The 26,928-nt window shown below is 62.5% G+C and carries 30 protein-coding genes; 17 read left to right on the forward strand and 13 right to left on the reverse strand.

What is annotated here, in order from left to right; genetic code table 11:
- Window positions 1–6: 6 nt before the first annotated feature.
- From metW to LOY50_RS27115, 5 genes are read left to right on the forward strand one after another with little or no spacing between them, the layout of a single operon-like run.
- Window positions 7–627: a methionine biosynthesis protein MetW gene (metW, locus tag LOY50_RS27095; RefSeq protein WP_003206492.1), complete on the forward strand. Its 621-nt coding sequence runs from the start codon at window positions 7–9 to the stop codon at window positions 625–627.
- Window positions 628–652: 25 nt separating this feature from the next.
- Window positions 653–1,087: a DUF4426 domain-containing protein gene (locus LOY50_RS27100; protein ID WP_214509986.1), complete on the forward strand. Its 435-nt coding sequence runs from the start codon at window positions 653–655 to the stop codon at window positions 1,085–1,087.
- Window positions 1,084–1,680, forward strand: coding sequence for an RdgB/HAM1 family non-canonical purine NTP pyrophosphatase (rdgB, locus tag LOY50_RS27105; protein WP_013694468.1), 597 nt, complete (start codon window positions 1,084–1,086; stop codon window positions 1,678–1,680). The genes LOY50_RS27100 and rdgB overlap by 4 nt, the downstream gene beginning before the upstream one ends.
- Entirely contained in the window at window positions 1,677–2,876 is a 1,200-nt protein-coding gene (hemW, locus tag LOY50_RS27110; protein WP_258689621.1) for a radical SAM family heme chaperone HemW, read from the forward strand. The genes rdgB and hemW overlap by 4 nt, the downstream gene beginning before the upstream one ends.
- A gap of 18 nt (window positions 2,877–2,894) precedes the next feature.
- Window positions 2,895–3,218, forward strand: coding sequence for a DUF3392 domain-containing protein (locus LOY50_RS27115; RefSeq protein ID WP_214509987.1), 324 nt, complete (start codon window positions 2,895–2,897; stop codon window positions 3,216–3,218).
- 141 nt (window positions 3,219–3,359) lie between these two features.
- On the opposite strand, the gene trmB is transcribed toward LOY50_RS27115, so the two are convergent.
- From trmB to LOY50_RS27135, 4 genes are all read right to left on the reverse strand, one after another.
- Entirely contained in the window at window positions 3,360–4,085 is a 726-nt protein-coding gene (gene trmB / locus LOY50_RS27120) for a tRNA (guanosine(46)-N7)-methyltransferase TrmB (RefSeq protein WP_018609495.1), read from the reverse strand.
- Between the two features lie 9 nt (window positions 4,086–4,094).
- Window positions 4,095–4,889, reverse strand: a complete 795-nt coding sequence (locus LOY50_RS27125; RefSeq protein WP_003177480.1) for a thiazole synthase — start codon at window positions 4,887–4,889, stop codon at window positions 4,095–4,097.
- A 54-nt stretch (window positions 4,890–4,943) separates the two neighbouring features.
- Complete coding sequence (gene thiS, locus LOY50_RS27130) at window positions 4,944–5,144, reverse strand: sulfur carrier protein ThiS (protein ID WP_018609493.1); 201 nt, start codon at window positions 5,142–5,144, stop codon at window positions 4,944–4,946.
- A 90-nt stretch (window positions 5,145–5,234) separates the two neighbouring features.
- Window positions 5,235–5,606, reverse strand: a complete 372-nt coding sequence (locus LOY50_RS27135) for a DUF423 domain-containing protein (RefSeq protein ID WP_253470184.1) — start codon at window positions 5,604–5,606, stop codon at window positions 5,235–5,237.
- Window positions 5,607–5,679: 73 nt separating this feature from the next.
- Between LOY50_RS27135 and mtgA the strand changes: the two genes are divergently transcribed.
- Window positions 5,680–6,402, forward strand: coding sequence for a monofunctional biosynthetic peptidoglycan transglycosylase (gene mtgA / locus LOY50_RS27140; protein ID WP_258689623.1), 723 nt, complete (start codon window positions 5,680–5,682; stop codon window positions 6,400–6,402).
- A 187-nt stretch (window positions 6,403–6,589) separates the two neighbouring features.
- Here mtgA and rpoH read toward each other — a convergent pair whose 3' ends face one another.
- From rpoH to ftsY, 4 genes are all read right to left on the reverse strand, one after another.
- Window positions 6,590–7,444, reverse strand: coding sequence for an RNA polymerase sigma factor RpoH (gene rpoH / locus LOY50_RS27145; RefSeq protein WP_253470185.1), 855 nt, complete (start codon window positions 7,442–7,444; stop codon window positions 6,590–6,592).
- Between the two features lie 114 nt (window positions 7,445–7,558).
- On the reverse strand, window positions 7,559–8,581 hold the full coding sequence (gene ftsX / locus LOY50_RS27150; protein ID WP_258689624.1) for a permease-like cell division protein FtsX: 1,023 nt from the start codon (window positions 8,579–8,581) through the stop codon (window positions 7,559–7,561).
- Window positions 8,578–9,249 carry a cell division ATP-binding protein FtsE gene (gene ftsE / locus LOY50_RS27155; protein WP_003177474.1) on the reverse strand — a complete coding sequence of 224 codons (672 nt, stop codon included), beginning with the start codon at window positions 9,247–9,249 and terminating at the stop codon, window positions 8,578–8,580. The genes ftsX and ftsE overlap by 4 nt, the downstream gene beginning before the upstream one ends.
- Window positions 9,246–10,679, reverse strand: coding sequence for a signal recognition particle-docking protein FtsY (ftsY, locus tag LOY50_RS27160; RefSeq protein ID WP_258689625.1), 1,434 nt, complete (start codon window positions 10,677–10,679; stop codon window positions 9,246–9,248). Before ftsY ends, ftsE begins: the two co-directional genes overlap by 4 nt.
- A gap of 344 nt (window positions 10,680–11,023) precedes the next feature.
- On the opposite strand from ftsY, the gene LOY50_RS27165 reads away from it, so the two are divergent.
- Genes LOY50_RS27165 through LOY50_RS27180 form a run of 4 tightly spaced genes read left to right on the forward strand, consistent with a single transcriptional unit; the run spans window position 11,024 to window position 15,503 of the window.
- Window positions 11,024–12,379: a pitrilysin family protein gene (locus LOY50_RS27165; protein WP_258689626.1), complete on the forward strand. Its 1,356-nt coding sequence runs from the start codon at window positions 11,024–11,026 to the stop codon at window positions 12,377–12,379.
- Window positions 12,372–13,862: a pitrilysin family protein gene (locus LOY50_RS27170; protein WP_253470190.1), complete on the forward strand. Its 1,491-nt coding sequence runs from the start codon at window positions 12,372–12,374 to the stop codon at window positions 13,860–13,862. The genes LOY50_RS27165 and LOY50_RS27170 overlap by 8 nt, the downstream gene beginning before the upstream one ends.
- Window positions 13,862–14,473, forward strand: a complete 612-nt coding sequence (gene rsmD, locus LOY50_RS27175) for a 16S rRNA (guanine(966)-N(2))-methyltransferase RsmD (protein ID WP_092150048.1) — start codon at window positions 13,862–13,864, stop codon at window positions 14,471–14,473. Before LOY50_RS27170 ends, rsmD begins: the two co-directional genes overlap by 1 nt.
- 31 nt (window positions 14,474–14,504) lie before the next feature.
- On the forward strand, window positions 14,505–15,503 hold the full coding sequence (locus LOY50_RS27180; RefSeq protein ID WP_253470192.1) for a hydrolase: 999 nt from the start codon (window positions 14,505–14,507) through the stop codon (window positions 15,501–15,503).
- 132 nt (window positions 15,504–15,635) lie between these two features.
- On the opposite strand, the gene LOY50_RS27185 is transcribed toward LOY50_RS27180, so the two are convergent.
- Window positions 15,636–16,490, reverse strand: coding sequence for a sulfurtransferase (locus LOY50_RS27185; protein ID WP_258689628.1), 855 nt, complete (start codon window positions 16,488–16,490; stop codon window positions 15,636–15,638).
- Window positions 16,491–16,523: 33 nt separating this feature from the next.
- Window positions 16,524–17,195, reverse strand: a complete 672-nt coding sequence (locus tag LOY50_RS27190; RefSeq protein ID WP_214509994.1) for a TetR/AcrR family transcriptional regulator — start codon at window positions 17,193–17,195, stop codon at window positions 16,524–16,526.
- Window positions 17,196–17,343: 148 nt separating this feature from the next.
- On the opposite strand from LOY50_RS27190, the gene LOY50_RS27195 reads away from it, so the two are divergent.
- The 5 genes from LOY50_RS27195 (at window position 17,344) to LOY50_RS27215 (ending at window position 22,280) form a co-directional block, all read left to right on the forward strand.
- Window positions 17,344–18,771 (forward strand): coniferyl aldehyde dehydrogenase, encoded by a 1,428-nt coding sequence (locus LOY50_RS27195; RefSeq protein ID WP_258689629.1) that lies wholly within the window; start codon window positions 17,344–17,346, stop codon window positions 18,769–18,771.
- Window positions 18,772–18,798: 27 nt separating this feature from the next.
- Complete coding sequence (locus LOY50_RS27200; RefSeq protein ID WP_258689631.1) at window positions 18,799–19,344, forward strand: twin-arginine translocation pathway signal protein; 546 nt, start codon at window positions 18,799–18,801, stop codon at window positions 19,342–19,344.
- Window positions 19,345–19,489: 145 nt separating this feature from the next.
- A complete protein-coding gene (locus tag LOY50_RS27205) occupies window positions 19,490–21,085 on the forward strand; it encodes a GMC family oxidoreductase (protein WP_258689633.1) in 1,596 nt (531 codons plus the stop codon).
- A 330-nt stretch (window positions 21,086–21,415) separates the two neighbouring features.
- Window positions 21,416–21,895: a pantetheine-phosphate adenylyltransferase gene (gene coaD, locus LOY50_RS27210; protein WP_003177462.1), complete on the forward strand. Its 480-nt coding sequence runs from the start codon at window positions 21,416–21,418 to the stop codon at window positions 21,893–21,895.
- A gap of 133 nt (window positions 21,896–22,028) precedes the next feature.
- On the forward strand, window positions 22,029–22,280 hold the full coding sequence (locus LOY50_RS27215) for a YfhL family 4Fe-4S dicluster ferredoxin (RefSeq protein ID WP_003206534.1): 252 nt from the start codon (window positions 22,029–22,031) through the stop codon (window positions 22,278–22,280).
- A gap of 167 nt (window positions 22,281–22,447) precedes the next feature.
- Here LOY50_RS27215 and LOY50_RS27220 read toward each other — a convergent pair whose 3' ends face one another.
- The 3 genes from LOY50_RS27220 to LOY50_RS27230 form a co-directional block, all read right to left on the reverse strand.
- A complete protein-coding gene (locus tag LOY50_RS27220) occupies window positions 22,448–22,768 on the reverse strand; it encodes a hypothetical protein (protein ID WP_018609455.1) in 321 nt (106 codons plus the stop codon).
- 211 nt (window positions 22,769–22,979) lie between these two features.
- Window positions 22,980–23,792 carry a bifunctional DNA-formamidopyrimidine glycosylase/DNA-(apurinic or apyrimidinic site) lyase gene (gene mutM, locus LOY50_RS27225; protein WP_003206537.1) on the reverse strand — a complete coding sequence of 271 codons (813 nt, stop codon included), beginning with the start codon at window positions 23,790–23,792 and terminating at the stop codon, window positions 22,980–22,982.
- Between the two features lie 30 nt (window positions 23,793–23,822).
- On the reverse strand, window positions 23,823–24,638 hold the full coding sequence (locus LOY50_RS27230; protein WP_253478330.1) for an HDOD domain-containing protein: 816 nt from the start codon (window positions 24,636–24,638) through the stop codon (window positions 23,823–23,825).
- A 233-nt stretch (window positions 24,639–24,871) separates the two neighbouring features.
- Between LOY50_RS27230 and LOY50_RS27235 the strand changes: the two genes are divergently transcribed.
- Together LOY50_RS27235 and LOY50_RS27240 are read left to right on the forward strand one after the other, a co-directional pair.
- Window positions 24,872–25,405, forward strand: coding sequence for a type 1 glutamine amidotransferase domain-containing protein (locus LOY50_RS27235; protein WP_024619619.1), 534 nt, complete (start codon window positions 24,872–24,874; stop codon window positions 25,403–25,405).
- 236 nt (window positions 25,406–25,641) lie between these two features.
- Window positions 25,642–26,838: a class I SAM-dependent rRNA methyltransferase gene (locus tag LOY50_RS27240; protein ID WP_003206543.1), complete on the forward strand. Its 1,197-nt coding sequence runs from the start codon at window positions 25,642–25,644 to the stop codon at window positions 26,836–26,838.
- Window positions 26,839–26,928 lie beyond the last annotated feature (90 nt).

The raw sequence follows: 26,928 nt of genomic DNA on the forward strand, positions 1-26,928 counted from the left end.
GACGCCATGAGAGCCGATCTGGAAATCATCCAGGAATGGATCCCCGCCGGCAGCCGCGTGCTCGACCTGGGCTGCGGCAACGGCGAACTGCTGACCTGGCTGCGGGACAACAAGCAAGTCAGCGGCTACGGCCTGGAAAACGACCCGGACAACATTGCCGAATGCGTCGCCAAGGGCATAAACGTCATCGAGCAGGACCTGGACAAGGGCCTGGGCAACTTTGCCAGCAACAGCTTCGACATCGTGGTCATGACCCAGGCGCTGCAAGCAGTGCACTACCCGGACAAGATCCTCGACGAAATGCTGCGGGTTGGACGCCAGTGCATCATCACCTTCCCCAACTTCGGCCACTGGCGTTGCCGCTGGTACCTGGCGAGCAAGGGCCGCATGCCAGTCTCGGAGTTCCTGCCCTACACCTGGTACAACACGCCAAACATCCACTTCTGCACCTTCGAGGATTTCGAAGCGCTGTGCCGCGAGCGTGAAGCCAAGGTCATCGATCGCCTGGCCGTGGACCAGCAGCACCGCCACGGGTGGGCCAGCAAGCTATGGCCTAATCTGTTAGGTGAGATAGGCATCTATCGGGTCAGCAGCCCAGGCCTTACCGATTACCAGGTCGCGGTGTGAGCCCCGGCCTCACCAGGAGCACGACATGAACCGTCTAGCGTTGTTTCTCATCACCGCTTGCCTGAGCGTTGGCGCCATGGCCGCCGACGCTATCAAGGGCGAGCGCAAGGAAGTGTTCGGTGATATCACCGTGCACTACAACACCTTCAACTCCACCTTCCTGACACCGGACATCGCCAAGGCCGCCGAGCTGATTCGCAGCAAGCAACAAGGCGTGATCAACATCTCGGTGCTCAAGGATGGCAAGCCCTTGATGGCCCAGGTCAGCGGCACGGTGAAAGACCTCACCAGCCAGAGCGTCCCGCTGCAATTCAAGCAGGTGACCGAGCCAGGCGCGATCTACTACATCGCCCAGTACCCGGTGCCCCAGCAGGAAACCCGCACCTTCGAGATCAAGGTGCAAACCGGCGACAAGATCAACACCATCAACTTCAACCAGGAACTGTTCCCGGGCCAATGATCAATTTCACCCAACTCGTACTGGCCAGCCACAACGCCGGCAAACTCAAGGAACTGCAGGCCATGCTCGGCGGCTCGGTGCAGTTGCGCTCGATTGGCGAGTTCAGCCAGGTGGAACCGGAAGAGACCGGCCTGTCGTTTGTCGAGAACGCCATCCTCAAGGCCCGCAATGCCGCACGCATTTCGGGCCTGCCAGCGCTGGCCGACGATTCCGGGCTGGCCGTGGACTTCCTGGGCGGCGCGCCAGGCATTTACTCGGCCCGTTACGCTGACGGCAAAGGTGACGCGGCGAACAACGCCAAGCTGCTCGACGCCCTCAAGGACGTGCCCGAAGCCGAGCGCGGCGCGCAGTTCGTGTGTGTGCTGGCCCTGGTACGCCATGCCGATGATCCATTGCCGATCCTCTGCGAAGGCCTGTGGCACGGGCGCATTCTCACCGAAGCCAGCGGCGAGCACGGTTTTGGCTATGACCCGTTGTTCTGGGTGCCGGAGCGCAATTGCTCCAGCGCCGAGCTGGGGCCGGTGGAAAAGAACCAACTGAGCCACCGCGCCCGCGCCATGGCCCTGCTGCGTCAACGCTTGGGCCTGCAATGATCGATGACGCTCCCACACCGCTGATTCATGGCGGTGTACAAACGCCTCGGGCGCCGCTGCCAGTGCTGCCGCCCCTGGCGTTGTACATCCACATACCGTGGTGCGTGCGCAAATGCCCGTATTGCGACTTCAACTCCCACACCGCCAGCCCGCAGTTGCCGGAAGAGGAATATGTCGACGCCTTGCTGGCCGACCTCGACCAGGACTTGCACGCGGTTTATGGTCGCCCGTTGAGCTCGATCTTTTTTGGTGGCGGCACCCCGAGCCTGTTCAGCGCCCAAGCCCTGGGGCGTTTGCTCAAGGGAGTGGAAGCGCGGATACCGTTCGCCCAGGACATTGAAATCACCCTGGAAGCCAACCCCGGCACCTTCGAGCAAGAAAAATTCGTCGCTTACCGGGCCTTGGGCATCAATCGCCTGTCCATCGGTATCCAGAGTTTCCAGCAAGCCAAGCTCGAGGCCCTGGGGCGGATACACAACGGCGACGAAGCGGTGCGCGCCGCCGGCATGGCTCGCCAGGCCGGCTTCGACAATTTCAACCTGGACCTGATGCATGGGCTGCCCGACCAGTCCCTGGAAGACGCCTTGAGCGACCTGCGCCAGGCCATCGCCTTGAAGCCGACGCATTTGTCCTGGTACCAGCTGACGCTGGAGCCGAACACGGTGTTCTGGAACCAGCCGCCGACATTGCCCGAAGACGACACGCTGTGGGACATCCAGGAAGCCGGGCAAGCCTTGCTGGCCGAACACGGCTACGCCCAATACGAGGTTTCGGCCTACGCCCAACCCGGCCGGGCGGCGCGGCATAACCTCAATTACTGGAGCTTCGGCGACTTCATCGGCATCGGCGCCGGCGCCCACGGCAAGCTCAGCCATCCGGACGGGCGCATCGTGCGCACCTGGAAGACCCGCCTACCCAAGGACTACCTCAACCCGGCCAAGAGCTTCCAGGCCGGCGAGAAAACCCTGGCCAACGAAGAGCTGCCGTTCGAGTTCCTGATGAATGCCCTGCGCCTGACCGAGGGCGTGGAAGCGCGGCTGTACCCGGAGCGCACCGGGTTGCCCCTGCAAAGCCTGGCCGAAGGCCGACGCGAGGCCGAACAAAGCGGGTTGTTGCAGGTCGAACCGACACGTCTGGCGGCCACCGAGCGCGGACAGCTGTTTCTCAACGACTTGCTGCAGACATTTCTGAGCTGATCAACACAAGGAAATCGAATGGATCTGGTACTCGACCTGCTGGCCACCGTGTCCCGCTGGAGCCGCAGCAACTTGTCGGAAATCTCCCTGGCATTGATAGGCTGCCTGCTGGTGCTGTTTGGCGCCGACATCAAGGGCTGGGTCGAACAACGCCTGGGCAGCATCGCCAGCGCCTTGCGCGTCCCGCTGATCGCCCTGCTGTGCATGATCGGCAGCGGCGCAGCACTGATCTACGCCACGCCGTGGGTCGTTCGGGGTTTGAGCCAGTTCAACAACTACAGCCTGGCGCCGGTGTTGTTGGTGGTGCTGGTGTTGATAGGCGTAGTCGCGGATCGGCGCTGACCCGGTCACCTAAAACAACGGTGGGAGCGAGCTTGCTCGCGATGAGGCCATAACATCCAACATCAAGGTTGACTGTTATGCCGCTATCGCGAGCAAGCTCGCTCCCACAGGGGATCCCCTTTCAGCAGGGGTTTCTGGTGTTTAAGCCAGCTTCTCGAACTTCAAATCCCAAACCCCATGCCCAAGGCGTTCGCCACGGCGCTCGAACTTGGTGATCGGCCGTTCAGCCGGGCGCGGTACGCACTTGCCGTCTTCAGCCAGGTTGCGATAGCCCGGGGCGACGTTCATCACTTCCAGCATGTATTCGGCGTAGGGTTCCCAGTCGGTGGCCATGTGCAGCACACCGCCGACCTTCAACTTGCTGCGCACCAGTTCAGCGAACGACGCCTGGACGATACGGCGCTTGTGGTGGCGGCTTTTGTGCCAAGGGTCCGGGAAGAACAGCATCAGGCGGTCGAGGCTGTTGTCGGCCACGCAGCGGTTGAGCACTTCGATGGCGTCGCAATCGTAGACCCGCAGGTTGGTCAGCCCTTGGGTCAGCACGCCGTTGAGCAGCGCACCGACACCGGGACGGTGGACTTCCACACCGATGAAATCCTGCTCCGGCGAAGCGGCGGCCATTTCCAGCAACGAATGGCCCATGCCGAAGCCGATTTCCAGCGAGCGCGGGGCCGAGCGGCCGAAGACCTGGTCAAAATCCACCGGGGCATCGGCAAGTGGCAGGACAAACAGCGGCGCGCCCTGCTCCAGGCCGCGCTGCTGGCCTTCAGTCATGCGCCCGGCGCGCATCACGAAACTCTTGATGCGGCGGTGCTGGCGCTCTTCGCCTTCTTCCGGCAGGACCGGCGTGTCGTTCGATTCAGTCATCAATGGCTCTTACTTGATCAGACCATCCAGCGGCGAGGAGGCGCTGGCGTAAAGTTTTTTCGGCATGCGGCCAGCCAGGTACGCCAGGCGACCGGCGACGATGGCGTGCTTCATGGCTTCGGCCATGAGGATCGGCTGCTGGGCGTGGGCGATGGCCGAGTTCATCAGCACCGCTTCGCAACCCAGTTCCATGGCGATGGTGGCGTCGGAAGCGGTACCGACACCGGCATCCACCAACACCGGGATCTTGGCTTCTTCCAGGATGATCTGCAGATTGTACGGGTTGCAGATCCCCAGGCCTGTGCCGATCAGGCCGGCCAGCGGCATGACCGCGATGCAGCCGATTTCCGCCAATTGACGGGCGATGATCGGATCATCGCTGGTGTAGACCATCACGTCGAAGCCTTCCTTGACCAGGGTTTCAGCGGCCTTGAGGGTTTCGATCACGTTGGGGAACAGGGTTTTCTGGTCCGCCAGCACTTCCAGCTTCACCAGGTTGTGGCCGTCGAGCAGCTCACGGGCCAGGCGGCAGGTGCGCACGGCCTCGATAGCGTCGAAGCAACCGGCGGTGTTCGGCAGGATGGTGTAGCGGTCCGGCGGCAGGATATCCAGCAGGTTCGGTTCGCCCGGATTCTGGCCGATGTTGGTCCGGCGCACGGCGACGGTCACGATTTCGGCGCCCGAGGCCTCGATGGCCAGGCGGGTTTCTTCCATGTCGCGATATTTGCCGGTGCCTACCAGCAAGCGCGACTGGTAGGTACGACCGGCCAGGACGAAGGGCTTGTCGCTACGAACGATGCTCATGGGAAATCCTCTGTTGGGGTGAGGTTCTTGCGAAATGCTGCGAAACCGAGGCGACTAGCCGCCACCGATGGCGTGGACCACTTCAACGCTGTCGCCATCGTTCAACGTGGTTTCAGCGTGCTGGCTGCGCGGGACGATATCCAGATTGAGTTCCACCGCGACGCGGCGTCCGGTGAGTTCCAGACGGGTCAGCAGGGCCGCAACGGTTTCACCGTCGGGCAGATCAAGGGGTTCGCCGTTCAACTGAATGCGCATGCCGGATGCCGCCATCATTTTTAGGGGCTGGCATTCTAGCCCGATCAGTCTGGGTGACCCAAGCCATTCGTCATGAAATGGACCGCCCGGTCAGCCCAGCCGCCAGGCGGCAAGCCCCAGGCATACCCAGCCGATCAGGAACGCCACGCCGCCCAACGGCGTGATGATGCCCAGCTTGCTGATGCCCGTGAGGGTCAGCAGGTACAGGCTGCCGGAGAACAACAGGATGCCGACCACAAATGAAACTCCGGCCCAGGTGACGATGCGGCCGGGAATGTGCGTGGCCAGCAGCGCAACGCCCAGCAACGCCAGGGTGTGCACCAGTTGATAGGTGACGCCGGTGTGGAAAACCGCCAGGTATTCGGCGCTCAGGCGATCTTTCAGGCCATGGGCGGCGAACGCCCCCAGTGCCACGCCCGTGAAGCCGAAAAAAGCAGCCAGCATCAGAAAGCTACGCAGCATGAGAACTCCAGTCAGACTCGGTGGACAGGGTCTGTATAATGGCCCGCTCGACGGGTTCGGCCAAGCCATCTCTATGCTGCGTTTATTATTTCGACGATTCCTTAAAGCCCTGCTCTGGTTCGCCGTTGGCAGCGTTGTGCTCGTGCTGTTGTTTCGGGTGGTGCCGCCGCCGTTCACGGCGCTGATGATCGAGCGCAAGGTTGAATCCTGGTTCGGCGGCGAACCCATCGACCTGCAACGCACCTGGCAGCCTTGGGACCAGATCTCCGATAGCTTGAAAGTGGCGGTGATTGCTGGCGAAGACCAGAAATTCCCCGAGCACTGGGGCTTCGACATCGGCGCCATCCAGGCCGCGTTCGCCCACAATGGGCGTGGCGGTTCGATTCGCGGCGCCAGCACCCTCAGCCAGCAAGTGTCCAAGAACCTGTTCCTGTGGTCGGGCCGCAGCTGGCTGCGCAAGGGACTGGAGGCCTGGTTCACCGCACTGATCGAAGTGCTCTGGCCCAAGCAGCGGATCCTCGAGGTGTACCTCAACAGCGTCGAGTGGGATGACGGTGTATTCGGCGCAGAAGCGGCGGCACGCCATCACTTCCGCATCAGCGCCGATGCCTTGTCCCGGCAACAGGCCAGCCTGTTGGCGGCGGTATTGCCCAACCCGCGGAAATGGAGCGCCAGCCGGCCGAGCCCCTATGTGCTGCGGCGGGCGGGCTGGATTCGCCAGCAGATGAGCCAATTGGGGGGCGACAGTTATTTGCTGGAACTCAATAATTCGCGGCAAGCGCCTTGGGCCCAGTAGCAGCAACACCGAAGCCCCCCCCCCCCTGTGGGAGCGAGCTTGCTCGCGATAGCGGCGGGTCAGCCACATTGAAGTTGACTGATCTACCGCTATCGCGAGCAAGCTCGCTCCCACAGGGGATTGCATCGCACAAACAAAAACGCCCCGATCATCACTGATCGGGGCGTTTTTATGGCCGCTATCGCAGTCAGGCGGCGATCGACACCTTGAGCTTGTTCATCGCGCTCTTCTCAAGCTGACGAATCCGCTCGGCCGACACGTTGTACTTCTGCGCCAGGTCGTGCAGCGTGGCTTTTTCCTCGGCCAGCCAGCGCTGGTAGAGGATGTCGCGGCTGCGCTCGTCCAGCACTTCCAGGGCTTCGTGCAGGTTGGTGTTGGAGTTGTCGCTCCAGTCGGCGTCTTCCAGTTGACGCGCCGGGTCGTACCGGTGGTCTTCCAGGTAGTTGGCCGGCGATTGGAAAGCGCTGTCGTCGTCCGCTTCGGCGGCCGGGTCGAAGGCCATGTCATGGCCGGTCAGGCGGCTTTCCATCTCGCGCACTTCCCGAGGCTCTACGCCCAGGCTCTCGGCGACACGATGGACTTCTTCGTTGTTCAGCCAGGCCAGGCGCTTCTTCTGCCCGCGCAGGTTGAAGAACAGCTTGCGCTGGGCCTTGGTGGTCGCGACTTTCACGATGCGCCAGTTGCGCAGGATGAACTCGTGGATTTCCGCCTTGATCCAGTGCACCGCAAACGACACCAGGCGCACGCCCATTTCCGGATTGAAACGCTTGACCGCCTTCATCAGGCCGACGTTGCCTTCCTGGATCAGGTCGGCCTGGGCCAGCCCGTAGCCGGAATAGCTGCGGGCGATATGTACGACAAAACGCAGGTGGGCGAGCACCATCTGCCGAGCCGCCTCAAGATCCTGCTCATAATAGAGACTCTCGGCCAGTTCACGCTCCTGCTCGGGGGTCAGCAAGGGAATGCTGTTCACCGTGTGCACATAGGCCTCCAGGTTCGCACCCGGGACCAGAGCATAAGCAGGTTGCAAAGAAGTGGTCATACGAAAAAACCTCCGACTCACATAACTCGTGCAGTTCAGCACTGCGAAAATTGACCGGGAACCCTAGGACAAGTTCCCACAAAAATTGAAAGGTCAATACACGCAAAAAAACACTTATTTTGGCGCAAGCTCACGCAAGTGGCGTGCGACCGCAATCCATGCACCGATATAACCCAACAGCACCGCGCCAAGCAAGAGCGACAGACCGTCGGCGACTGGCACGCCGGCCAGCGAGAAATCACTGCCGTACAAACCGGCCAACCCTGTTACCGCATCGTTCAGCCAGTCCAGGCCGAACGCCAATACACCCCAGGACAGAATCCCGGCACCGAAGCCATACAGCGCGCCCATATAAAGGAAGGGCCTGCGTACATAGCTGTCCGTACCGCCGACGAGTTTAATCACTTCTATCTCGGTGCGGCGGTTTTCAATATGAAGACGAATGGTATTGCCTATCACCAAAAGTAATGCAGAAACCAGCAGCACCGTCAGACCGAAGACAAACCGGTCGCCGAGCTTGAGGATCGCCGCAAGACGCTCGACCCAGACTAGATCAAGTTGCGCCTGTTGTACCTTCGGCAACTCGGAAAGTCTTTGTCTTAATGCTTCAAGGGTCTGCTTGTCGACTTCATTTGGCGTCACTAGCACCACGCCCGGCAGCGGGTTCTCCGGCAGTTCCTTGAGGGCTTCGCCCAGGCCGGACTGCTGCTGGAATTCCTCAAGCGCCTGTTCGCGCCCGATGTATTCGGCATCGGCCACGCCCGGCATGGCCTTGATCTGCTCGCGCAACGCCTGGCCTTCGCCGGGGCTCGCGTCCATCTGCAGGTACAGGGAAATCTGCGCCGCGCGCTGCCAGGAACCGCCCAGGCGCTCCACATTATTCAGCAATAATGACAGCCCCATGGGCAGGCTCAAGGCAACCGCCATCACCATGCAGGTAAAGAAGCTGCCGATGGGCTGCTTGCCCAGGCGCCGCAGGCTGTCCAGCAGGCTGGCGCGATGGCTTTCGATCCAGGCGCGCAGCAGCGTGGCGAAGTCCGGGCCGTCATCATCGTCGCGCTTTTTCTTTTTCGGCTGCGGATCGGAGGCCTTCGGGGCCACGCGTTCGGCCACTTTCGGGCTGCGAGTAGCACTCATACACCAGCCTCCCCGTCACCAATCAGGCGTCCGCGCTGTAACGTGAGCATGCGGTGACGCATGCGTGCGATCAACGCCAGGTCGTGACTGGCAATCAGCACACTGGTGCCCAGGCGGTTGATGTCTTCGAATACGCCCATGATCTCCGCCGCCAGGCGCGGGTCGAGGTTACCGGTGGGTTCGTCCGCCAGCAGCAAGGCCGGGCGATGGACGATGGCACGGGCGATGCCGACGCGCTGTTGCTGACCGGTGGACAGGTCGCCCGGGTACAGGTCGGTCTTGTCCGACAGGGCCACACGCTCCAGGGCCGAGTCCACGCGCTTGATGATCTCGGCCTTGGACAACCCGAGGATCTGCAACGGCAACGCCACGTTGTTGAACACCGTGCGATCGAACAGCAACTGGTGATTCTGGAACACCACGCCGATCTGCCGCCGCAGGTAGGGGATCTGGGCATTGCTGATGGTGCTCAGGTCCTGGCCGGCCAGCAGCAGTTTGCCGGTGGAGGGCCGCTCCATCGCCAGCAGCAGGCGCAGCAAGGTACTTTTACCGGCGCCGGAATGGCCGGTGACAAACAGAAACTCGCCCCGACGGACCCGAAAGCTCAGCTCATGCAAGCCGACGTGACCGTTCGGATAGCGTTTACCGACCTGCTCGAAACGAATCATGAATGCTCCCGTTCGGCAAACAGTGCCTGGACAAAGGGCTCGGCTTCAAAGGTGCGCAAGTCGTCGATGCCTTCACCCACACCGATATAGCGGATGGGCAGGCCGAACTGCTTGGCCAGGGCGAAAATCACCCCACCCTTGGCGGTGCCGTCGAGCTTGGTCAGGGCCAGCCCGGTCAGTTCGACGGTCTGGTTGAATTGCCTGGCCTGGTTGATGGCGTTCTGGCCGGTACCGGCGTCCAGCACCAGCAGCACTTCGTGAGGTGCGTCGGCGTCGAGCTTGCCGATCACCCGGCGCACCTTCTTCAATTCTTCCATCAGGTTGTCTTTGGTGTGCAGGCGACCGGCCGTGTCGGCGATCAACACATCGATGCCACGAGCCTTGGCGGCCTGCACGGCGTCGAAGATCACCGAAGCGGAATCGGCGCCGGTGTGCTGGGCAATCACTGGGATCTTGTTGCGCTCGCCCCACACTTGCAGTTGTTCGACCGCGGCGGCGCGGAAGGTGTCGCCGGCGGCCAGCATGACTTTCTTGCCTTCGAGCTGCAGCTTCTTGGCCAGCTTGCCGATGGTGGTGGTCTTGCCTGCACCGTTGACGCCGACGACCAGGATCACGAACGGCTTGTTCTGCGACGCGATCACCAGCGGTTTTTCCACCGGCTTGAGCAGACTGGTCAGCTCGCCTTGCAGGGATTTGTACAGTGCATCGGCGTCGGTCAGCTGCTTGCGCGCGACCTTCTGGGTCAGGCTCTGGATAATCACCGAGGTCGCCTCTACACCGACGTCGGCGGTCAGCAGGCGGGTCTCGATGTCTTCCAGCAATTCATCGTCGATGACTTTCTTGCCCAGGAACAGGCTGGCCATGCCTTCGCCGATGCTGGCGCTGGTCTTGGACAGGCCTTGCTTGAGGCGAGCGAAGAAACCGACCTTGTTTTCCTCGGCGCTACGGACGGGCTCGACGGGGGCAATGGTTTCCAACAGCGCAGGTGCTGGCTCGGGCGCGGCTTGCGCAACCACGGGCGCAACGACGGCGACAGGCGGCTCAATGACAGCGTCGACGACTGGCGCCTCGACAACCTGCGTCGGCGCTGGAATCGGCGGGGTGATATGGGGCACCGTTTCCTCGACCAGCGCAACCGGCTCTTCCGCCACCGGCAAGGTCAACCAGGGGGCTTGCTCGACGGGCGGGGCCAGCGGCTGCTCGGCCACCGGTTCAGCAACGGTCTCAGCCTCGACCGGTTGCAGCACCGGCTCGGCAATCGGCAGGACGATGGGCGCGGTTTCTTCGGCCACGGCCTCGGCGGCGGGTTCAGGTAGCGGTTGTGGCGGTTCGACGACGGTTTCCTGCGGCTTCTTGCGCAGCCATCCGAACAGGCCTTTTTTCTCACCAGCCGCAGCTGGGGTCTTCTTGTCGTCGTTGGAACCAAACATGGAGGACGGCTATCTCACGGTAGCGACGCGCCACAAGGGCGCCTCGGTGATAAATATTCAATGCTGAACAGACTGCGTTTCATCCAGCTTGTTCACGCGCAACATTTTGTCGAGGCGTCCCAAGGACACCCCAAAGTCGATTTTTTCGAAGGACTGGTACGGCATCATCGGCGAAAACGCCGGGATCAACGAGAAAACCCGATGTTTCTCCGGGGAACCCAGACAACCCCGGGCCGATAAAAGGCCCGATAGGCGTGGCCGCCAGTAAAACGGATCAGTATCCTAGCACCTCCTCGCCTGCTGAGGCTAAGGCCAAGCAGGCAACCCAACAGGTTTAAACACGAATGAATGCTCTTGCCCGCCGCGCCGCAGGCCTGCTGCTCAGCACAGTTTGTCTGCCCTTTTCAGCCTTGGCTGCCGACCCACAACCCACCCACGAATTTACCCTCGACAACGGCCTGAAGGTCGTCGTGCGCGAAGACCATCGTGCGCCGGTGGTGGTCTCCCAGGTCTGGTACAAGGTTGGCTCCAGCTACGAAACGCCAGGCCAGACCGGTTTGTCCCACGCCCTTGAGCACATGATGTTCAAGGGCAGTGAAAAAGTCGGTCCCGGCGAAGCGTCGCTGATCCTGCGCGACCTCGGTGCCGAAGAGAACGCCTTCACCAGCGATGACTTCACCGCCTATTACCAGGTTTTGGCCCGAGACCGCCTGGGCGTGGCCTTCGAACTGGAGGCCGACCGCATGGCCAGCCTGCGCCTGCCGCCGGAGGAGTTCAGCCGCGAGATCGAGGTGATCAAGGAAGAGCGCCGCATGCGCACCGACGACAAGCCCATGTCCAAGGCCTACGAGCGCTTCAAGGCCATGGCCTACCCGGCCAGCGGCTACCACACGCCGACCATCGGCTGGATGGCCGACCTGGACCGGATGACCGTCGAGGAACTGCGTCACTGGTACGAATCCTGGTACACCCCGAACAATGCGACCCTGGTGGTGGTCGGCGACGTGACGCCGGACGAGGTCCAGTCCCTGGCCCAGCGTTATTTCGGCCCGATTGCACGGCGCGCGGTGCCGGTCGCGAAAATCCCCCTGGAGCTGGCCGAACCCGGTGAGCGCCAGATCACCCTGCATGTGCAGACCCAACTGCCCAGCGTGATGCTGGCCTTCAATGTGCCGAGCATCGCCACCGCGACGGACAAGGGTGCGGTCAACGCGCTGCGGCTGATATCGGCCCTGTTGGATGGCGGCTACAGCGGGCGGATCCCGACCCAGCTGGAGCGCGGCGAAGAGCTGGTGTCCGGCGGCTCGTCGAGCTACGACGCCTACACCCGTGGCGACAGTTTGTTCACGTTGTCGGCGACGCCCAACACGCAGAAAAACAAAACCATCGCCCAAGCCGAAGCCGGTCTGTGGCGCTTGCTTGAACAGTTGAAAACCACCGCGCCGACGACCGAAGAGCTGGAGCGTGTGCGCGCCCAGGTCATCGCCGGCCTGGTGTATGAGCGCGACTCGATCACCAGCCAGGCCACCGCCATCGGCCAGTTGGAGACCGTCGGTTTGTCCTGGAAGCTGATGGACACCGAACTCGCTGAACTGCAAAGCGTGACCCCGCAAGATATCCAGAAGGCAGCCCAGCTGTATTTCACCCGCTCGCGCCTGAGCGTCGCGCATGTCCTGCCCGAGGAGAAAGCTCATGAGTGAGCGCAAATCACGGCGCCCGGTGCTGATCGGCCTGGCGCTCATCGCCCTGGCCGGCTCCCTGGCGTTCTATCTGTCGCCGACCACCGACGTCACCGCCAGCCAGGCATTGGATAACGCCAAGTCCGGCAAAAAGTTGCAATCGTTGGCGGAACTGGACGGTAAGGCTCCCAGCCACCGCCAGCTCGACGTGCAGACCTGGAAAACCGCCGACGGCGCCAAGGTGCTGTTCGTCGAAGCCCGCGAATTGCCAATGTTCGACCTGCGCCTGACCTTCGCCGCCGGCAGCAGCCAGGACGGCGACGCTCCCGGCCTCGCACTGCTGACCAACGCCATGCTCAACGAGGGCGTGGCCGGCAAGGACGTCAGCGCCATTGCCCAAGGCTTCGAAAGCCTCGGTGCAGACTTCGGCAACGGCGCCTACCGGGACATGGCCGTGGCGTCCCTGCGCAGCCTCAGCGCAACCGACAAGCGTGAGCCGGCATTGAAGCTGTTCGCCGAGGTCGTCGGCAAACCGACCTTCCCTGCCGACTCCTTCGCCCGCATCAAGAACCAGATGCTCGCCGGTTTCGAATACCAGAAACAGAACCCAGGCAAACTGGCCGGCCTGGAACTGATGAAGCGCCTGTACGGCGATCATCCTTATGCCCACTCCAGCGACGGCACCGCCGACAGCATTCCACCGATCACCCTGGCCCAGGCCCGGGCTTTCCACGCCAAGGCCTACGCCGCCGGCAATGCAGTGATCGCGCTGGTGGGGGATTTGTCCCGCGCCGAAGCCGAAGCGGTTGCCAACCAGGTATCCGCCGCGCTGCCCAAAGGCCCGGCCCTGGCGAAAACCCCGCCACCGGTGGAGCCCAAGGCAAGTATCGGCCACATCGAATTCCCGTCCAAACAGACCAACCTGATGCTCGCGCAACTGGGCATCGACCGCGACGATCCGGACTATGCCGCCGTGTCCCTGGGCAACCAGATCCTCGGCGGTGGCGGCTTCGGCACGCGGCTGATGACCGAGGTGCGGGAAAAGCGCGGCCTGACCTACGGCGTGTATTCCGGCTTCACGGCGATGCAAGCCCGCGGCCCGTTCATGATCAACCTGCAGACCCGTGCGGAGATGAGCGAAGGCACCTTGAAACTGGTGCAGGACGTGTTCGCCGACTACCTCATGAACGGTCCCACCCAGAAAGAACTCGACGACGCCAAGCGTGAGTTGGCCGGCAGTTTCCCGCTGTCCGCCGCCAGCAATGCCGACATCGTCGGCCAGCTCGGCGCCATGGGTTTCTATGACTTGCCGCTGAGCTACCTGGAGGACTTCATGCGTCAGTCCCAGGAACTGACGGTCGAGCAGGTCAAGGCCGCGCTGAACAAGCACCTGAGCACCGACAAAATGGTCATCGTCACCGCCGGCCCGAGCGTGCCGCAAAAGCCGCTGCCGCCCCCCACTGACAAACCTGCCGAGCAGCCGCTCGGGGTTCCGGAGCACTAATGGCCCGCCCATCGAATTCCAGCAAGAAACCCGTGCACAACGGTGTGAACCAGTTGCGCATCATCGGCGGCGAATGGCGCAGCCGGCGCCTGAGCTTCCCGGATGCCCCGGGCCTGCGCCCGACCCCGGACCGCGTGCGCGAAACCCTGTTCAACTGGCTCGCCCCCTACGTGGCGGGTGCCCGGGTGCTCGACCCGTTCGCCGGCAGCGGCGCGCTGTTTCTCGAGGCCCTGTCCCGTGGCGCCGCCATGGGCCAGGCGCTGGACGCCAGCAACCTGGCGGTCTCCAGCCTGAAAGAACACTTGGGCACGCTGCGCTGCACCGTCGGCCAGGTGCAGACCGCCGACGCCCTGCGCTACCTGGACAGCCAGCCGGCGACGCCTTTCGACTTGGTATTCCTCGACCCGCCTTTCAACCAGAACCTGTTGCCGACGGTCTGCACCTTGCTCGAGGAACGTCAGTGGTTGGCCGAGGATGCCTGGGTCTACACTGAAAGCGAGACCGCCCCGTCCACCCTGGGCTTGCCGGGCAATTGGCGCTTGCATCGCGAGCAGAAATCCGGACGGGTGTATTACGCGTTGTGGCAGCGTTTGGCAAAGGACATTGACTGAACGGCTGACCAGTGCATCGAGAATAATAATGATGTCCGCCGCATCCGAACGTTTCGTCCCTGCTCCGGGCCTTGGCAACCCGCACTTGCAAACCCTGTGGGGCCCATTGTGGCGCCAGACCACCCACATCGAGCGCCATCGCGAGCGCTTGTGGCTGGAGGACGGTGATTTCCTCGACCTTGACTGGCACGGCCCCCACAGCGCAGAGGCACCACTGGTGCTGGTGCTTCACGGGCTGACCGGCTCTTCCAACTCGCCTTACGTGGCCGGGCTGCAACAGGCTCTCGGTCGCCAGGGCTGGGCCAGTGCGGCCTTGAACTGGCGTGGCTGCTCGGGTGAGCCGAACCTGTTGCCCCGCAGCTACCACTCGGGCGTCAGCGAAGACCTCGCCGCCGCCATCACCCACTTGCGCGCCCGTCGGCCCTTGGCGCCGCTGTTTGCGGTGGGTTATTCACTGGGCGGCAATGTACTGCTCAAGCACCTGGGGGAAACCGGCCGCGACAGCCAGTTGCAAGGGGCGGTGGCGGTCTCGGTGCCGTTTCGCCTCGACCAGTGTGCCGATCGCATCGGCCAGGGATTCTCCAGGTTCTACCAGGCGCATTTCATGCGCCAGCTCGTGGCCTATGTGCGCAACAAGCAACGCCAGTTCCAGCACGACGGACGCCACGAAGGCCTGGCGACCCTGGCGGCGCTTGGCCCGTTGGAAAACATGCGGACCTTCTGGGACTTTGACGGCCGGGTGACGGCGCCGCTGCACGGGTTCTCCGATGCCGCGGATTACTACCGCCGTGCCTCCAGCCGTTATTTCATGGCGGGCATCAGCACGCCGACCCTGGTCATCCAGGCCGCCGACGATCCCTTTGTGTTTCCTCACAGCCTGCCCGAACCGCGCGAATTGTCCGCTTCGACCCGGATTGAACTGCACGCCCGGGGCGGGCATGTGGGCTTTGTCGACGGAACCCTGCGGCGCCCAGGGTATTACCTGGAGCGGCGGATTCCCGATTGGTTGGCCAGCCTGGGCCAGGGCTGAAGATTCGCAGACAACAAAAAATCCCCTGTGGGAGCGAGCTTGCTCGCGATAGCGGCGGGTCAGCAGCATTGATGTTGACTGACACACCGTCATCGCGAGCAAGCTCGCTCCCACATTGTTTCGGGGTGTTTGTTATTCGCCCTTCGCCACGCCCCGCTGCGGATCATTGATCCACTCACTCCACGAGCCGGCGTACAGCCGCCCCAACGGGTAGCCTGCCAGGCACAAGGCAAACAGGTTATGACACGCCGTCACGCCGGAGCCGCAATAGGCCACCAGGTCGGTGGGCGAGCGCTCGCCCAGTTTTTCGGCGAAGCGCTGCTTGAGCTGGTCGGCCGGCAGGAAGCGGCCATCGGCGCCCAGGTTGTCGGTGAACGCCGCGCACTGTGCGCCCGGAATATGCCCGGCTATCGGGTCGATGGGCTCGACTTCCCCTTTGAAGCGCGGCAACGCCCGGGCATCCAGCAGGGTCATGTCCGGTTGACCGAGGCGCTGTTGCAGCGCTTGGGCGCTGAGCACCAAGCTCGCATCCGGCGCCCCGCTGAAGGTCCCGCGACTGCTCTGCGGTGGATCCAGGCTCAAAGGCAAGCCAGCGGCATGCCAGGCCTTGAGCCCGCCGTCGAGGATGTACACGCCATCGCGCTTGCCCAGCCAGGCCAGCAACCACCAGGCCCGCGCGGCATAGGCGCCGGGACCGTCGTCGTACAGCACGACATCGCTGTCGTTATCGATTCCCCAAGCCTTGAGGCGCTCGATCAAGGCCCCCGGCTCCGGCAGCGGATGACGTCCTGTCACACCTTTGGTCACCGACCCGCTCAGGTCGCGCTCAAGGTCTGCGAACGCTGCTCCGGCGATGTGGCCCTCGGCATAACTGCGCTGACCGTAATCGGGGTCTTCCAGGGCAAAACGGCAATCGAGAATGACCAGCCCGGGTTGTGATCGCCGCTGTTCGAGGGCTTGAGGGCTGATGAGTTGCGCAATCGGCATGGTGAGCTCCTGTGGCTAAGTCGCGGATCGGTCCTACTGCCCTTCCTCCAGGGTCTGGGCCAGGGGGACGTAATACTCTTTGAACAGTGCATCCACCTCTTCGCGGGCCTGATCGGTCACGAAACCGGCCTCTAACACCAGGACCTGATAAACGCCACGCTTGATGGCCTGCTCGCTCAGGTGGCTGAAGTTTTCCCGCGTGGTGCACAGGAATCGCACCCAGGACGTGAGGATGATCCAGGCATTGAGGGTCAGGGACTCGATCTGCACCCGGTCCATCTTCAGGATGCCGGCGGCAACGAAACCTTCGTAGATCGCGGTGCCGTGGATCAGGCAGCGCTGGGAAAACCGACGATAGCGCGCCGCAAGCTCCGGATCGCTGTCGAGCAGATGCTCCAAGTCCCGGTGCAGGAAGCGGTAACGCCACATGGCCGCCAACAGCTCCTGCAGGTAGAAGCGCTTGTCATCCACCGTGGCTGCCCGGCCCTGGGGCGGACGCAGGAAGCTGTCCACCAGGTTCTCGTATTCACTGAACAGCACGGCGATGATCGCCTGCTTGTTGGGGAAGTGGTAATAGAGGTTGCCTGGGGACATGTCCATGTGGGCGGCAATGTGGTTGGTGCTGACGCTGCGCTCGCCTTGCTGGTTGAACAGCTCGAGGCTGTTTTGCACGATGCGCTCGCTGGTTTTCATTCGTGGGGCCATGGTTTGGGCTTTAATTCGACGAAGGCATTGATCGGCATCTTACGACCTATCGGTCACAGGAAAAACCCATCGCCGTTACGGATGCCATTGACTTTCTAGAGTATAAGCTCTAGAAAACACCCACTCTAATAATATCCGGTGCCCGACGATGCCTGCCGACGTTGCCTACCTGCACGAGTCTCAACAACTGGACGAGCTGCGGTCGCTCTTCGATGCCCAGCGCCAGGCCTACGCCGCCCATCCGATGCCACCGGCCGAACAGCGCCGACAATGGCTCAAGGCACTGCGCGAGGTATTGAGCAACGAACGACAAGCCTTGATCGACGCCATCAGCCAGGACTTCAGCCACCGCAGCGCCGACGAAACACTGCTGGCCGAGCTGATGCCGAGCCTGCACGGTATCCATTACGCCAGCCGGCATCTCCAGGGTTGGATGAAACCCTCCCGGCGCAAGGTGGGCATGGCCTTCCAGCCGGCATCAGCCAAAGTCGTATACCAGCCGCTGGGCGTGATCGGCGTCATCGTGCCCTGGAACTACCCGCTGTTCCTGGCCATCGGGCCGCTGGTCGGGGCATTGGCGGCGGGCAACCGGGTGATGCTCAAGCTCAGCGAGTCGACACCGGCGACCGGCTTGCTGCTCAAGCAATTGCTGGCCCGGGTCTTCCCCCAGGACCTGGTCTGCGTGGTGCTTGGCGAGGCGGAAATCGGCATGGCGTTTTCCAAGCTGCCCTTCGATCACCTGTTGTTCACCGGCGCCACCAGCATCGGCAAGCATGTCATGCGCGCAGCTGCCGAAAACCTGACCCCGGTCACCTTGGAGCTGGGTGGAAAGTCGCCGGCCATCGTGTCGGTCGATGTCCCCATCAAGGATGCCGCCGAACGCATTGCCTTCGGAAAAACCCTGAATGCCGGGCAAACCTGTGTCGCCCCGGACTACGTGCTGGTACCGCAGAATCGCGTCGGCGAGTTCGTTGAGGCGTATCGCGAGGCGGTACGCGGTTTTTATCCGACCCTGGCGAACAACCCGGACTACACCGCAATCATCAACGAACGACAGCTGGCGCGACTCACCGGCTACATCAGCGACGCCACCAGCAAGGGCGCGCTGCTGATCGAACTGTTCGACCAGGGCCAGGACCGCCGCATGGCCCACAGCCTGCTGCTCAACGTCAGCGACGAGATGACCGTCATGCAGGACGAGATCTTCGGCCCGCTGCTGCCCATCGTGCCCTATGACAATTTGGACCAGGCGTTTGCCTACATCAATCAGCGCCCCCGCCCGCTGGCGCTCTACTACTTTGGCTACAACAAGGCCGAACAGAATCGCGTGCTCCACGAAACCCACTCAGGTGGCGTCTGCTTGAACGACACGCTGCTGCACGTCGCCCAGGACGACTTGCCGTTCGGCGGCATCGGTCCCTCGGGAATGGGGCATTACCACGGGCATGAGGGTTTCCTGACCTTCAGCAAGGCCAAGGGCGTGCTGACCAAACAGCGATTCAACGCCGCGAAGCTGATTTATCCCCCTTACGGCAAGCCTTTGCAGAAACTGATCCAGAAGCTGTTTGTCCGCTGACGCGTCTCTTCCCGGGTAATAACAATAATGAACCCAAGCCTCACCGATACACCCGCGTTGTCACGGCGCGGCCTGCTGAAGTTCAGCCTCGGCGCCAGCGCCTTCCTGGCCACCGTCGGCCTGGGCGCCAGCCTGAGCGGTTGCTCGCCAAGCCAACCGGCCAACGGCCTGGCGGCCCTGCGCGACAGCGATCTGCCATTTTTACGCAGCGTCATCCCCGTGATGCTGGACGGCGCAGTGGCCGTCGGACAAATCCCCGCCGCCACTGACGCGACCCTGCGAAGCCTGGACAGCAGCCTGGCCCACCTGTCCCCCGCCATGCTCAAGCTCACGCGCCAGCTGTTCGACGTGCTCACGCTGGGCATTACCCGCGGGCCGCTGACCGGGGTCTGGGGCCCGTGGGAAAACGCCAGCGCCGATGACATCCGCCTGTTCCTCGGGCGATGGGAAAACAGTTCGTTGGACCTGCTGCGACAAGGCCATTGCTCATTGCTGCAATTGGTGATGATGGCCTGGTACAGCCAATCCGAAGCCTGGGCGCATTGCGGGTATCCAGGGCCGCCAACGGTCTGAAAACCAAGTTAAACCCTGTGGGAGCGAGCTTGCTCGCGATTGCGGTGTGTCAGTCAATTACATTTGCTGCTGATCCGGCGCCATCGCGAGCAAGCTCGCTCCCACAGGGGGCATCGCAAACTCAAAACAATAAGAGACTCTCAACATGCCCGTACCCGATCCCTTCCGCGAAGGCCTGGCCCGTGGCTGGACCACCTACAACGGCGCGCAACTGACCCAGGACCTGACCCTGGAAGCGGACGTGGCCATCGTCGGCAGCGGTGCTGGCGGCGGCACCACGGCGGAAATTCTCAGCGCCGCCGGCTACCGCGTGTTGCTGATCGAGGAAGGTCCGCTCAAGACCAGTCATGACTTCACGCTGCTCGAAGACCAGGCCTACAGCAGCCTGTATCAGGAAGGCCTCGGGCGCATGAGCAAGGACGGCGCCATCACCATTCTCCAGGGCCGGGCCGTCGGTGGCACGACGCTGATCAATTGGACCTCCAGCTTCCGCACGCCCGACCAGACCCTCGACCACTGGGCCGCCGAGCACAACGTAAAAGGCCACGGCTGCGCTGAAATGGCGCCCTGGTTTGCGCAGATGGAACAACGCCTGGGCGTGGCGCCGTGGCTGATTCCGCCCAATGCCAACAACGACGTGATCCGCAAAGGTTGTGAACAATTGGGCTACGCCTGGCACGTCATCCCGCGCAACGTACGCGGCTGCTGGAACCTGGGCTATTGCGGCATGGGCTGCCCGACCAACGCCAAGCAATCGATGCTGGTCACCACCATCCCGGCCACGCTGGACAAGGGCGGCGCGCTGCTTTACCTGGCGCGGGCCGAGCGTCTGACGATCAAAAACGATGCCGTCATCGGCCTCGAGTGCCAAGCCATGGACGAACGTTGCGTGGCGCCGACCGGGCGGCGCATCACCGTCAAGGCGCGGCACTACGTGCTGGCGGGCGGCGGCATCAATAGCCCCGGGTTGCTGCTGCGCTCCGATGCGCCAGACCCGCATGAACGCGTGGGCAAGCGCACCTTCCTGCACTTGGTGAACATGTCCGCCGGGCAATTCGACGAGGTCATCAACCCGTTCTACGGCGCGCCGCAATCGATTTATTCGGATCATTTCCAATGGCAGGACGGCACCACCGGAAAAATGTCCTACAAGCTTGAAGTCCCGCCCTTGCACCCGGCCCTGGCCGCGACGCTATTGGGCGGGTTCGGCCCCGAGAACGCGTTGCACATGTCCCGACTGCCCCATACCCACGCCATGTTGGCGCTGTTGCGCGACGGTTTTCATCCGGACAGCCCCGGCGGCAGCGTCGAGTTGCGCAGCGACGGCACGCCCGTGCTCGATTATCCCGTTACGCCGTATGCCTGGGATGGCTTGCGCCGGGCCTTCCACAGCATGGCCGAGATCCAGTTTGCCGGCGGCGCCAAGGCGGTCATGCCCTTGCACAGCGATGCCCGCTACGTAAAGACCCTGGCCGAAGCCCGCACACTGATCGACGGACTCGACCTGGCGTTGTACCGCACACGCCTGGGCAGCGCCCACGTGATGGGCGGTTGCGCCATGGGGGAGGACCCGAAAACCGCTGTCACCGACAGCCTTGGCCGCCATCACCAACTGGGCAACCTGTCGATCCATGACGGCTCGCTGTTCCCCACCAGCATCGGCGCCAACCCGCAATTATCGGTGTACGGGCTGACCGCGCAATTGGCGACGGCCCTGGCCGAGCGCCTGAAAAATCCATGAACAATTTATTGAGAAAAACAACGAACCCGTGGCGAGGGAGCTTGCTCCCGCTGGGCTGCGCTGTAGGAGCTGCCGAGCGGAGCGAGGCTGCGATCTTTTGATCTTTCGCTTGAGATTCAAGCGTCAGGGGAAAGATCGCAGCCTCGCTCCGCTCGACAGCTCCTACAGGCCCAGCGGGAGCAAACTCCCTCGCCACAGGCTTACCGAACGTCTGAATATCCGGATTACTCGCACCGTCTATAGTGCTTTCTTACGCAACAGCCGACTTGGCCGACCGAGAAGGCTGCGATACCATCCGACTCCCCAACGGACTCCCGCCAGGACGACGCGATGAACCGAGTGTTGTACCCAGGTACCTTCGACCCTATTACCAAGGGCCATGGCGATCTGGTCGAACGCGCCGCGCGCCTGTTCGACCATGTGATCATTGCCGTCGCCGCCAGCCCGAAGAAAAACCCGCTGTTCCCGCTGGAGCAACGTGTGGAACTGGCCCGCGAGGTCACCAAGCACCTGCCCAACGTGGAAGTGGTCGGTTTCTCGACGCTTTTGGCGCACTTTGCCAAGGAAAAGAACGCCAATGTGTTCCTGCGCGGCCTGCGTGCGGTCTCGGACTTCGAGTACGAGTTCCAACTGGCCAACATGAACCGCCAACTGGCACCGGACGTCGAGAGCCTGTTCCTGACGCCATCAGAGCGCTATTCCTTCATTTCCTCGACCCTGGTCCGGGAAATCGCGGCGTTGGGCGGAGATATCACCAAGTTCGTCCACCCGGCCGTGGCCGATGCGCTGACCCTGCGCTTCAAGAAATAACCGGCTGGCGCTGCGAGCCACCTCGCAGCACAGCGCAGTCCATCGCGCCCGCGTGCACTGCGCTCGCCAATGCGGCACAATTGCGCCCATACGTTTTCATATGCCCGGGCCCAACGCCCCGGCAGGAGCCTGCATGTCCCTGATCATCACCGACGACTGCATCAATTGCGACGTCTGCGAACCTGAATGCCCGAACGAGGCCATTTCCCAAGGCGAAGAGATCTACGTCATCGACCCGAACTTGTGCACCCAGTGCGTCGGCCATTACGACGAACCCCAGTGCCAGCAGGTCTGCCCGGTGGATTGCATCCCCCTGGACGAGGCTCATCCGGAAACTGAAGAACAGTTGATGGCGAAGTATCGCAAGATTACTGGCAAGGCTTGAGCCAGGTGGTTTTGTAGCGTCTGTGCCGACCTCTTCGCGAGCAAGCTCGCTCCCACAGGGAATCTACTGAGTTCACATAATCTGTGTCCTGAGCAAATCTCTTGTGGGAGCGAGCCTGCTCGCGATAAGGCCATCAGCCACACCACAAATGTACATGCCTTGACGCCTCACTCCTGCCGCTCAAACCCCTCCCCAATACACCCCAGGCACCGCACAAACGTGGCCTTCGCCGGGTCCACCACCAGCGCCTTCCCCGCATCACCGACCCCGCCGCCCAGCGCGGTAAAGGGCAACGACACCACGAATGCCCCGGCGCCAATCACTGTGGCGGCGAGCAGCAGCGGACGGGCAATCAGCAGGTCGCCGATCATGGCGAAGGCCGGCGGGTTCTGGATGGTGTAGCGCGGGTCGCCGCTGCCGTCGCTTGCCAGGGCAGGCAAACCGACACTCAGCAGCAGCGCTAGAACGACAGGTCGAAGCAGTTTCATGGGCGATCCTTCGGCTAAATCAGTACGAAAGTGGCCTGTGTGGCTAGTTCTGTTAGTCAACTTCGGCGCCAGAAGTCCATATCCTGCGTTGCTGTTCCTCGCCATAGCGGGCTATGACTCGTCACAGCGCCTTGGCTATGGACTTCTGGCATCCGAATTTGAGCTAACGAACTAGCCACACAGGCCACTTGACTATAGACCGTAGGACAAATCAGCTCTGACAGCGTGGACACCAGACGCTGGCGCGCTGGCCGAGGCGGATTTCCCGCAGTCCCGTACCACACACCTTGCACAACTCCCCGCCCCGGCCGTAGACGAACAGCTCCTGCTGGAAATAGCCGGGCTGGCCATCCCCACCGATAAAGTCCCGCAGCGTGGTGCCGCCGCGCTCGATGGCATGGGCGAGGATGCGCTTGATCTCGATCGCCAGCTTCAGGTAACGCGCCCGGGAAATGCCTCCGGCGGCCCGACGTGGGTCGATCCCGGCGGCGAACAGGGCCTCGGTCGCGTAGATATTGCCCACCCCCACCACCACCGCGTTGTCCATGATGAACGGCTTGACCGCCATGGACCGCCCCCGCGAGAGCTGGAACAACCGTTCGCCATCGAACAGGTCGGTCAACGGCTCGGGACCCAGGCGAATCAACAACTCGTGATTGAACGGGTCGAGGCTCCAGAGCATCGCGCCAAAGCGGCGCGGGTCGGTGTAGCGCAAGGCCAGGCCGGATTCCAGCTCGATGTCCACGTGCTCGTGCTTGGCGGCCGGCATGCCGACTTCCACCAAGCGCAGGTTGCCGGACATGCCCAGGTGGCTGATCAACGTGCCGACCTCGGCATTGATCAACAGGTACTTGGCCCGCCGCTCCACCTGCACGATGCGCTGGCCCGAAAGCCGCACGTCGAGATCTTCCGGGATCGGCCAGCGCAGGCGGCGGTCGCGGACCACCACGCGGCTGACCCGCTGGCCTTCAAGATGGGGCGCGATTCCGCGACGGGTGGTTTCGACTTCCGGCAGTTCTGGCATGAGGCTCTCGAGTCAGGCGAAGCCCCGCACTCAACGAGTGGCGAGGTCGCGAATTTCCTGTTTCTGGGTCTGGAAGTCGTATTCCGACAACCCGATGTAATCGAGCACAAGGCTCCCGACGCAATCCCACTCGTGGTCTTCGGCCTGATTGCCGAGCACCCGGTGGGACGCACAGATGTTCTCGGACATCTTCAGGATCGCCAGCAGGTTCTTCAACGGGCTGTTGTTGCGTGAAGACTCGTCGCTGAAGATCGCCAGGGCATTGTGGTGGTTGGCGATGGCCTGGCTGACGTGATCCGGCAGGCGCCAGGATTTGGAAGTGTAGTAACCGACCACCGCATGGTTGGTGTTGAACTCACGGTTCTCGGTGTCCACTACCCGGCACTCGGCGCTGGCATTGGCGTAGGCCTCTTCCAGCACGCCCATGTAGCTGGGGAACTGCTTGAGCATCAACGGCACGCCGCAATCATGGAACAACCCCAGCGCATAGGCTTCGTCACCATTCTCCAGGCCGACACGCTTGGCCAGGGTCAGGCAGGTCATCGCCACGTCCTGGGCGGTATCCCAGAAACGGTTCAAGGTGACGATGGCGTCGTCGTGCAACTCGCCCTTGATCGACAGCGCATTGATCAGGTTGATGATCGAACGGCTGCCCAGCAGGTTCACCGCGCGCTGGATCGAGGTGATCTTGTTGCGCAGGCCGTAGTACGGCGAATTGACGATCTTGAGCAAGGCCCCGGAAAGGCCCGGGTCGTGGGAGATCAGCTTGGCGATGGTCTCCAGGTCCGGGTCGGGCATGTACTGCTCCATCTGCAGATCCACCATGATCTGCGGCTGGGGCGGCACACTGATGCCTTGCAGGGACTGTTGGATCTGTTCGGCGGAAAGTTCTTTGGACATGCGTACACACTCCGGTGTCAGGCGGGGATTCTAACCCTTAAAGATGGATCCGATACACCGCCGGGTAGATCGGCGGAACTTTCCTTCAGGCATCGGCTTCGGACTTTACAGGGCCGACAGCCACGCCTGCATAAGGCTTGAGTCGGCAATCCAGCCACTCAGCTTGAGGAGATTTTTCCATGCCTCTTAACAACAAACGTGTCGCCATCCTCGTGACCGATGGTTTTGAACAGGCCGAACTGACCGGCCCCCAGCAGGCGCTGGAACAGGCCGGCGTCAAGGTAGACATCGTTTCGGCCCGCGAAGGCCAGGTCAAAGGCTGGAACCATGACCAGCCGGCCGACGACTTCCGGATCGACCTGACCTTCAAGGCCGCCAATGTCGAACAGTACGACGCCGTGGTGCTGCCCGGTGGCGTGCAGAACTCCGACACCATCCGCATCGACGCCGATGCCCAGAAACTGGTCAAGGGCTTCGAGGCGGCGGGCAAGCCCATCGCGGTGATTTGCCATGGCGGCTGGCTGCTGGTGTCGAGCGGATTGGTCAAGGGCAAGACCATGACCAGCTACAAGACCCTCAAGGATGACCTAGTCAACGCCGGCGCGAACTGGGTCGATAAGGAAGTGGTCAAGGACGGCACGTTGATCAGCAGCCGTCAGCCCGATGACATTCCGGCGTTCAACCGCGAGTTGATCAGCGCGTTGTCCGCCTGAAACCTGGGGCCCTCTGTAGGAGCTGGCGAAGCCTGCGATCTTTTGATCTTGATCTTTCGCTTACGATTCAAGTGTCTGGGGAAAGATCGCAGCCTCGTTTCACTCGACAGCTCCTACATAGCTTCTACATAGCTTCTATGGTCAAGCGAGAATGTGCTCCCCCACCACATGTCCACCGCAAGCCCCGCCAAGGTTGCAACACGGTATACTCCCGCTCTTTTTTCCGGAGCGACGTCATGTCCCTGCCTAGCCTGCGCCTCAAAGCCAACGCCGACCGTCGCCTGCGCGCCGGCCACCTGTGGGTCTACAGTAACGAAATCGATGTAGCCGCCACCCCGCTGCACGGCTTCAAGGCCGGCGACCAGGCCATCCTCGAAGCCGCCGGCGGCAAGCCACTGGGCATCGTTGCGATGAGCCCCAACAACCTGATCTGCGCCCGGCTGCTGTCCCGCGACGTGAAGCTGCCGCTGGACAAGTCCCTGCTGGTGCATCGCCTCAACGTGGCGTTGTCCCTGCGCGAGCGGCTGTTCGACAAACCGTTCTATCGCCTGGTCTACGGTGATTCCGACCTGTTGCCAGGCCTGGTGGTCGACCGTTTCGGCGACATCCTGGTGGTGCAGATCGCCTCCGCCACCATGGAAGCCCACAAGGACGACGTGATCGCCGCCCTGACCCAGGTGCTCAAGCCCAGCGGCATCCTGTTCAAGAACGACTCCGCGGCCCGTGACGCCGAAGGCCTGAACCGCTACGTCGAGACCGTGTTCGGCCTGGTGCCGGAGTGGGTCGCCCTGGAAGAGAACGGCGTGAAGTTCGAAGCGCCGGTCATGGAAGGCCAGAAAACCGGCTGGTTCTACGACCACCGCATGAACCGCGCACGCCTGGCCCCGTACGCCAAGGGCAAGCGTGTATTGGACCTGTTCAGCTACATCGGCGGCTGGGGCGTGCAAGCCGCAGCGTTCGGCGCCAGTGAAGTGTTCTGCGTCGATGCCTCGGCCTTTGCCCTCGATGGTGTCGAGCGCAATGCGGCGTTGAACGGCTTCGCCGAGAAGCTGACCTGCATCGAAGGCGACGTGTTCGAAGCCCTGAAGGAGCTCAAGGCCAGCGAAGAACGTTTCGACGTGATCGTGGCCGACCCACCCGCTTTCATCAAGCGCAAGAAAGACCTGAAAAACGGTGAAGGCGCCTATCGCCGCCTCAACGAACAAGCCATGCGCCTGCTCAGCAAGGACGGCATCCTGGTCAGCGCGTCGTGCTCGATGCACCTGCCCGAAGACGACCTGCAAAACATCCTGCTGACCAGCGCCCGTCACCTGGACCGCAACATCCAACTGCTCGAACGCGGCGGCCAGGGGCCGGACCATCCGGTACACCCGGCCATTGCCGAAACCCGCTACATCAAGAGCATCACCTGCCGGTTGTTGCCCAACAGCTGAGGCCGGGCGGGGCCAGTGCCGTAGCGCTGTGCCCCGCAGACTCCCATTGCATCCTGTGCATCCTGATCGCAGCCTTGGCTGCGATTTTTT

The sequence above is a fragment of the Pseudomonas sp. B21-010 genome (assembly GCF_024749325.1).
Taxonomy (GTDB): domain Bacteria; phylum Pseudomonadota; class Gammaproteobacteria; order Pseudomonadales; family Pseudomonadaceae; genus Aquipseudomonas; species Aquipseudomonas kilonensis.

Coding starts and splice junctions, on each gene's coding strand:
- LOY50_RS27195 (WP_258689629.1), top strand. CDS start 17,344: ATGCCTGCCGACGTTGCCTACCTGCACGAGTCTCAACAACTGGACGAG.
- LOY50_RS27190 (WP_214509994.1), bottom strand. CDS start 17,195: ATGGCCCCACGAATGAAAACCAGCGAGCGCATCGTGCAAAACAGCCTC.
- LOY50_RS27180 (WP_253470192.1), top strand. CDS start 14,505: ATGTCCGCCGCATCCGAACGTTTCGTCCCTGCTCCGGGCCTTGGCAAC.
- LOY50_RS27115 (WP_214509987.1), top strand. CDS start 2,895: ATGGATCTGGTACTCGACCTGCTGGCCACCGTGTCCCGCTGGAGCCGC.
- ftsE (WP_003177474.1), bottom strand. CDS start 9,249: ATGATTCGTTTCGAGCAGGTCGGTAAACGCTATCCGAACGGTCACGTC.
- hemW (WP_258689621.1), top strand. CDS start 1,677: ATGATCGATGACGCTCCCACACCGCTGATTCATGGCGGTGTACAAACG.
- ftsY (WP_258689625.1), bottom strand. CDS start 10,679: ATGTTTGGTTCCAACGACGACAAGAAGACCCCAGCTGCGGCTGGTGAG.
- mtgA (WP_258689623.1), top strand. CDS start 5,680: ATGCTGCGTTTATTATTTCGACGATTCCTTAAAGCCCTGCTCTGGTTC.
- rpoH (WP_253470185.1), bottom strand. CDS start 7,444: ATGACCACTTCTTTGCAACCTGCTTATGCTCTGGTCCCGGGTGCGAAC.
- LOY50_RS27165 (WP_258689626.1), top strand. CDS start 11,024: ATGAATGCTCTTGCCCGCCGCGCCGCAGGCCTGCTGCTCAGCACAGTT.
- LOY50_RS27215 (WP_003206534.1), top strand. CDS start 22,029: ATGTCCCTGATCATCACCGACGACTGCATCAATTGCGACGTCTGCGAA.
- rsmD (WP_092150048.1), top strand. CDS start 13,862: ATGGCCCGCCCATCGAATTCCAGCAAGAAACCCGTGCACAACGGTGTG.
- LOY50_RS27170 (WP_253470190.1), top strand. CDS start 12,372: ATGAGTGAGCGCAAATCACGGCGCCCGGTGCTGATCGGCCTGGCGCTC.
- metW (WP_003206492.1), top strand. CDS start 7: ATGAGAGCCGATCTGGAAATCATCCAGGAATGGATCCCCGCCGGCAGC.
- thiS (WP_018609493.1), bottom strand. CDS start 5,144: ATGCGCATTCAGTTGAACGGCGAACCCCTTGATCTGCCCGACGGTGAA.
- coaD (WP_003177462.1), top strand. CDS start 21,416: ATGAACCGAGTGTTGTACCCAGGTACCTTCGACCCTATTACCAAGGGC.
- LOY50_RS27185 (WP_258689628.1), bottom strand. CDS start 16,490: ATGCCGATTGCGCAACTCATCAGCCCTCAAGCCCTCGAACAGCGGCGA.
- trmB (WP_018609495.1), bottom strand. CDS start 4,085: ATGACTGAATCGAACGACACGCCGGTCCTGCCGGAAGAAGGCGAAGAG.
- mutM (WP_003206537.1), bottom strand. CDS start 23,792: ATGCCAGAACTGCCGGAAGTCGAAACCACCCGTCGCGGAATCGCGCCC.
- LOY50_RS27235 (WP_024619619.1), top strand. CDS start 24,872: ATGCCTCTTAACAACAAACGTGTCGCCATCCTCGTGACCGATGGTTTT.
- LOY50_RS27200 (WP_258689631.1), top strand. CDS start 18,799: ATGAACCCAAGCCTCACCGATACACCCGCGTTGTCACGGCGCGGCCTG.
- LOY50_RS27220 (WP_018609455.1), bottom strand. CDS start 22,768: ATGAAACTGCTTCGACCTGTCGTTCTAGCGCTGCTGCTGAGTGTCGGT.
- LOY50_RS27240 (WP_003206543.1), top strand. CDS start 25,642: ATGTCCCTGCCTAGCCTGCGCCTCAAAGCCAACGCCGACCGTCGCCTG.
- rdgB (WP_013694468.1), top strand. CDS start 1,084: ATGATCAATTTCACCCAACTCGTACTGGCCAGCCACAACGCCGGCAAA.
- LOY50_RS27205 (WP_258689633.1), top strand. CDS start 19,490: ATGCCCGTACCCGATCCCTTCCGCGAAGGCCTGGCCCGTGGCTGGACC.
- LOY50_RS27100 (WP_214509986.1), top strand. CDS start 653: ATGAACCGTCTAGCGTTGTTTCTCATCACCGCTTGCCTGAGCGTTGGC.
- ftsX (WP_258689624.1), bottom strand. CDS start 8,581: ATGAGTGCTACTCGCAGCCCGAAAGTGGCCGAACGCGTGGCCCCGAAG.
- LOY50_RS27125 (WP_003177480.1), bottom strand. CDS start 4,889: ATGAGCATCGTTCGTAGCGACAAGCCCTTCGTCCTGGCCGGTCGTACC.
- LOY50_RS27135 (WP_253470184.1), bottom strand. CDS start 5,606: ATGCTGCGTAGCTTTCTGATGCTGGCTGCTTTTTTCGGCTTCACGGGC.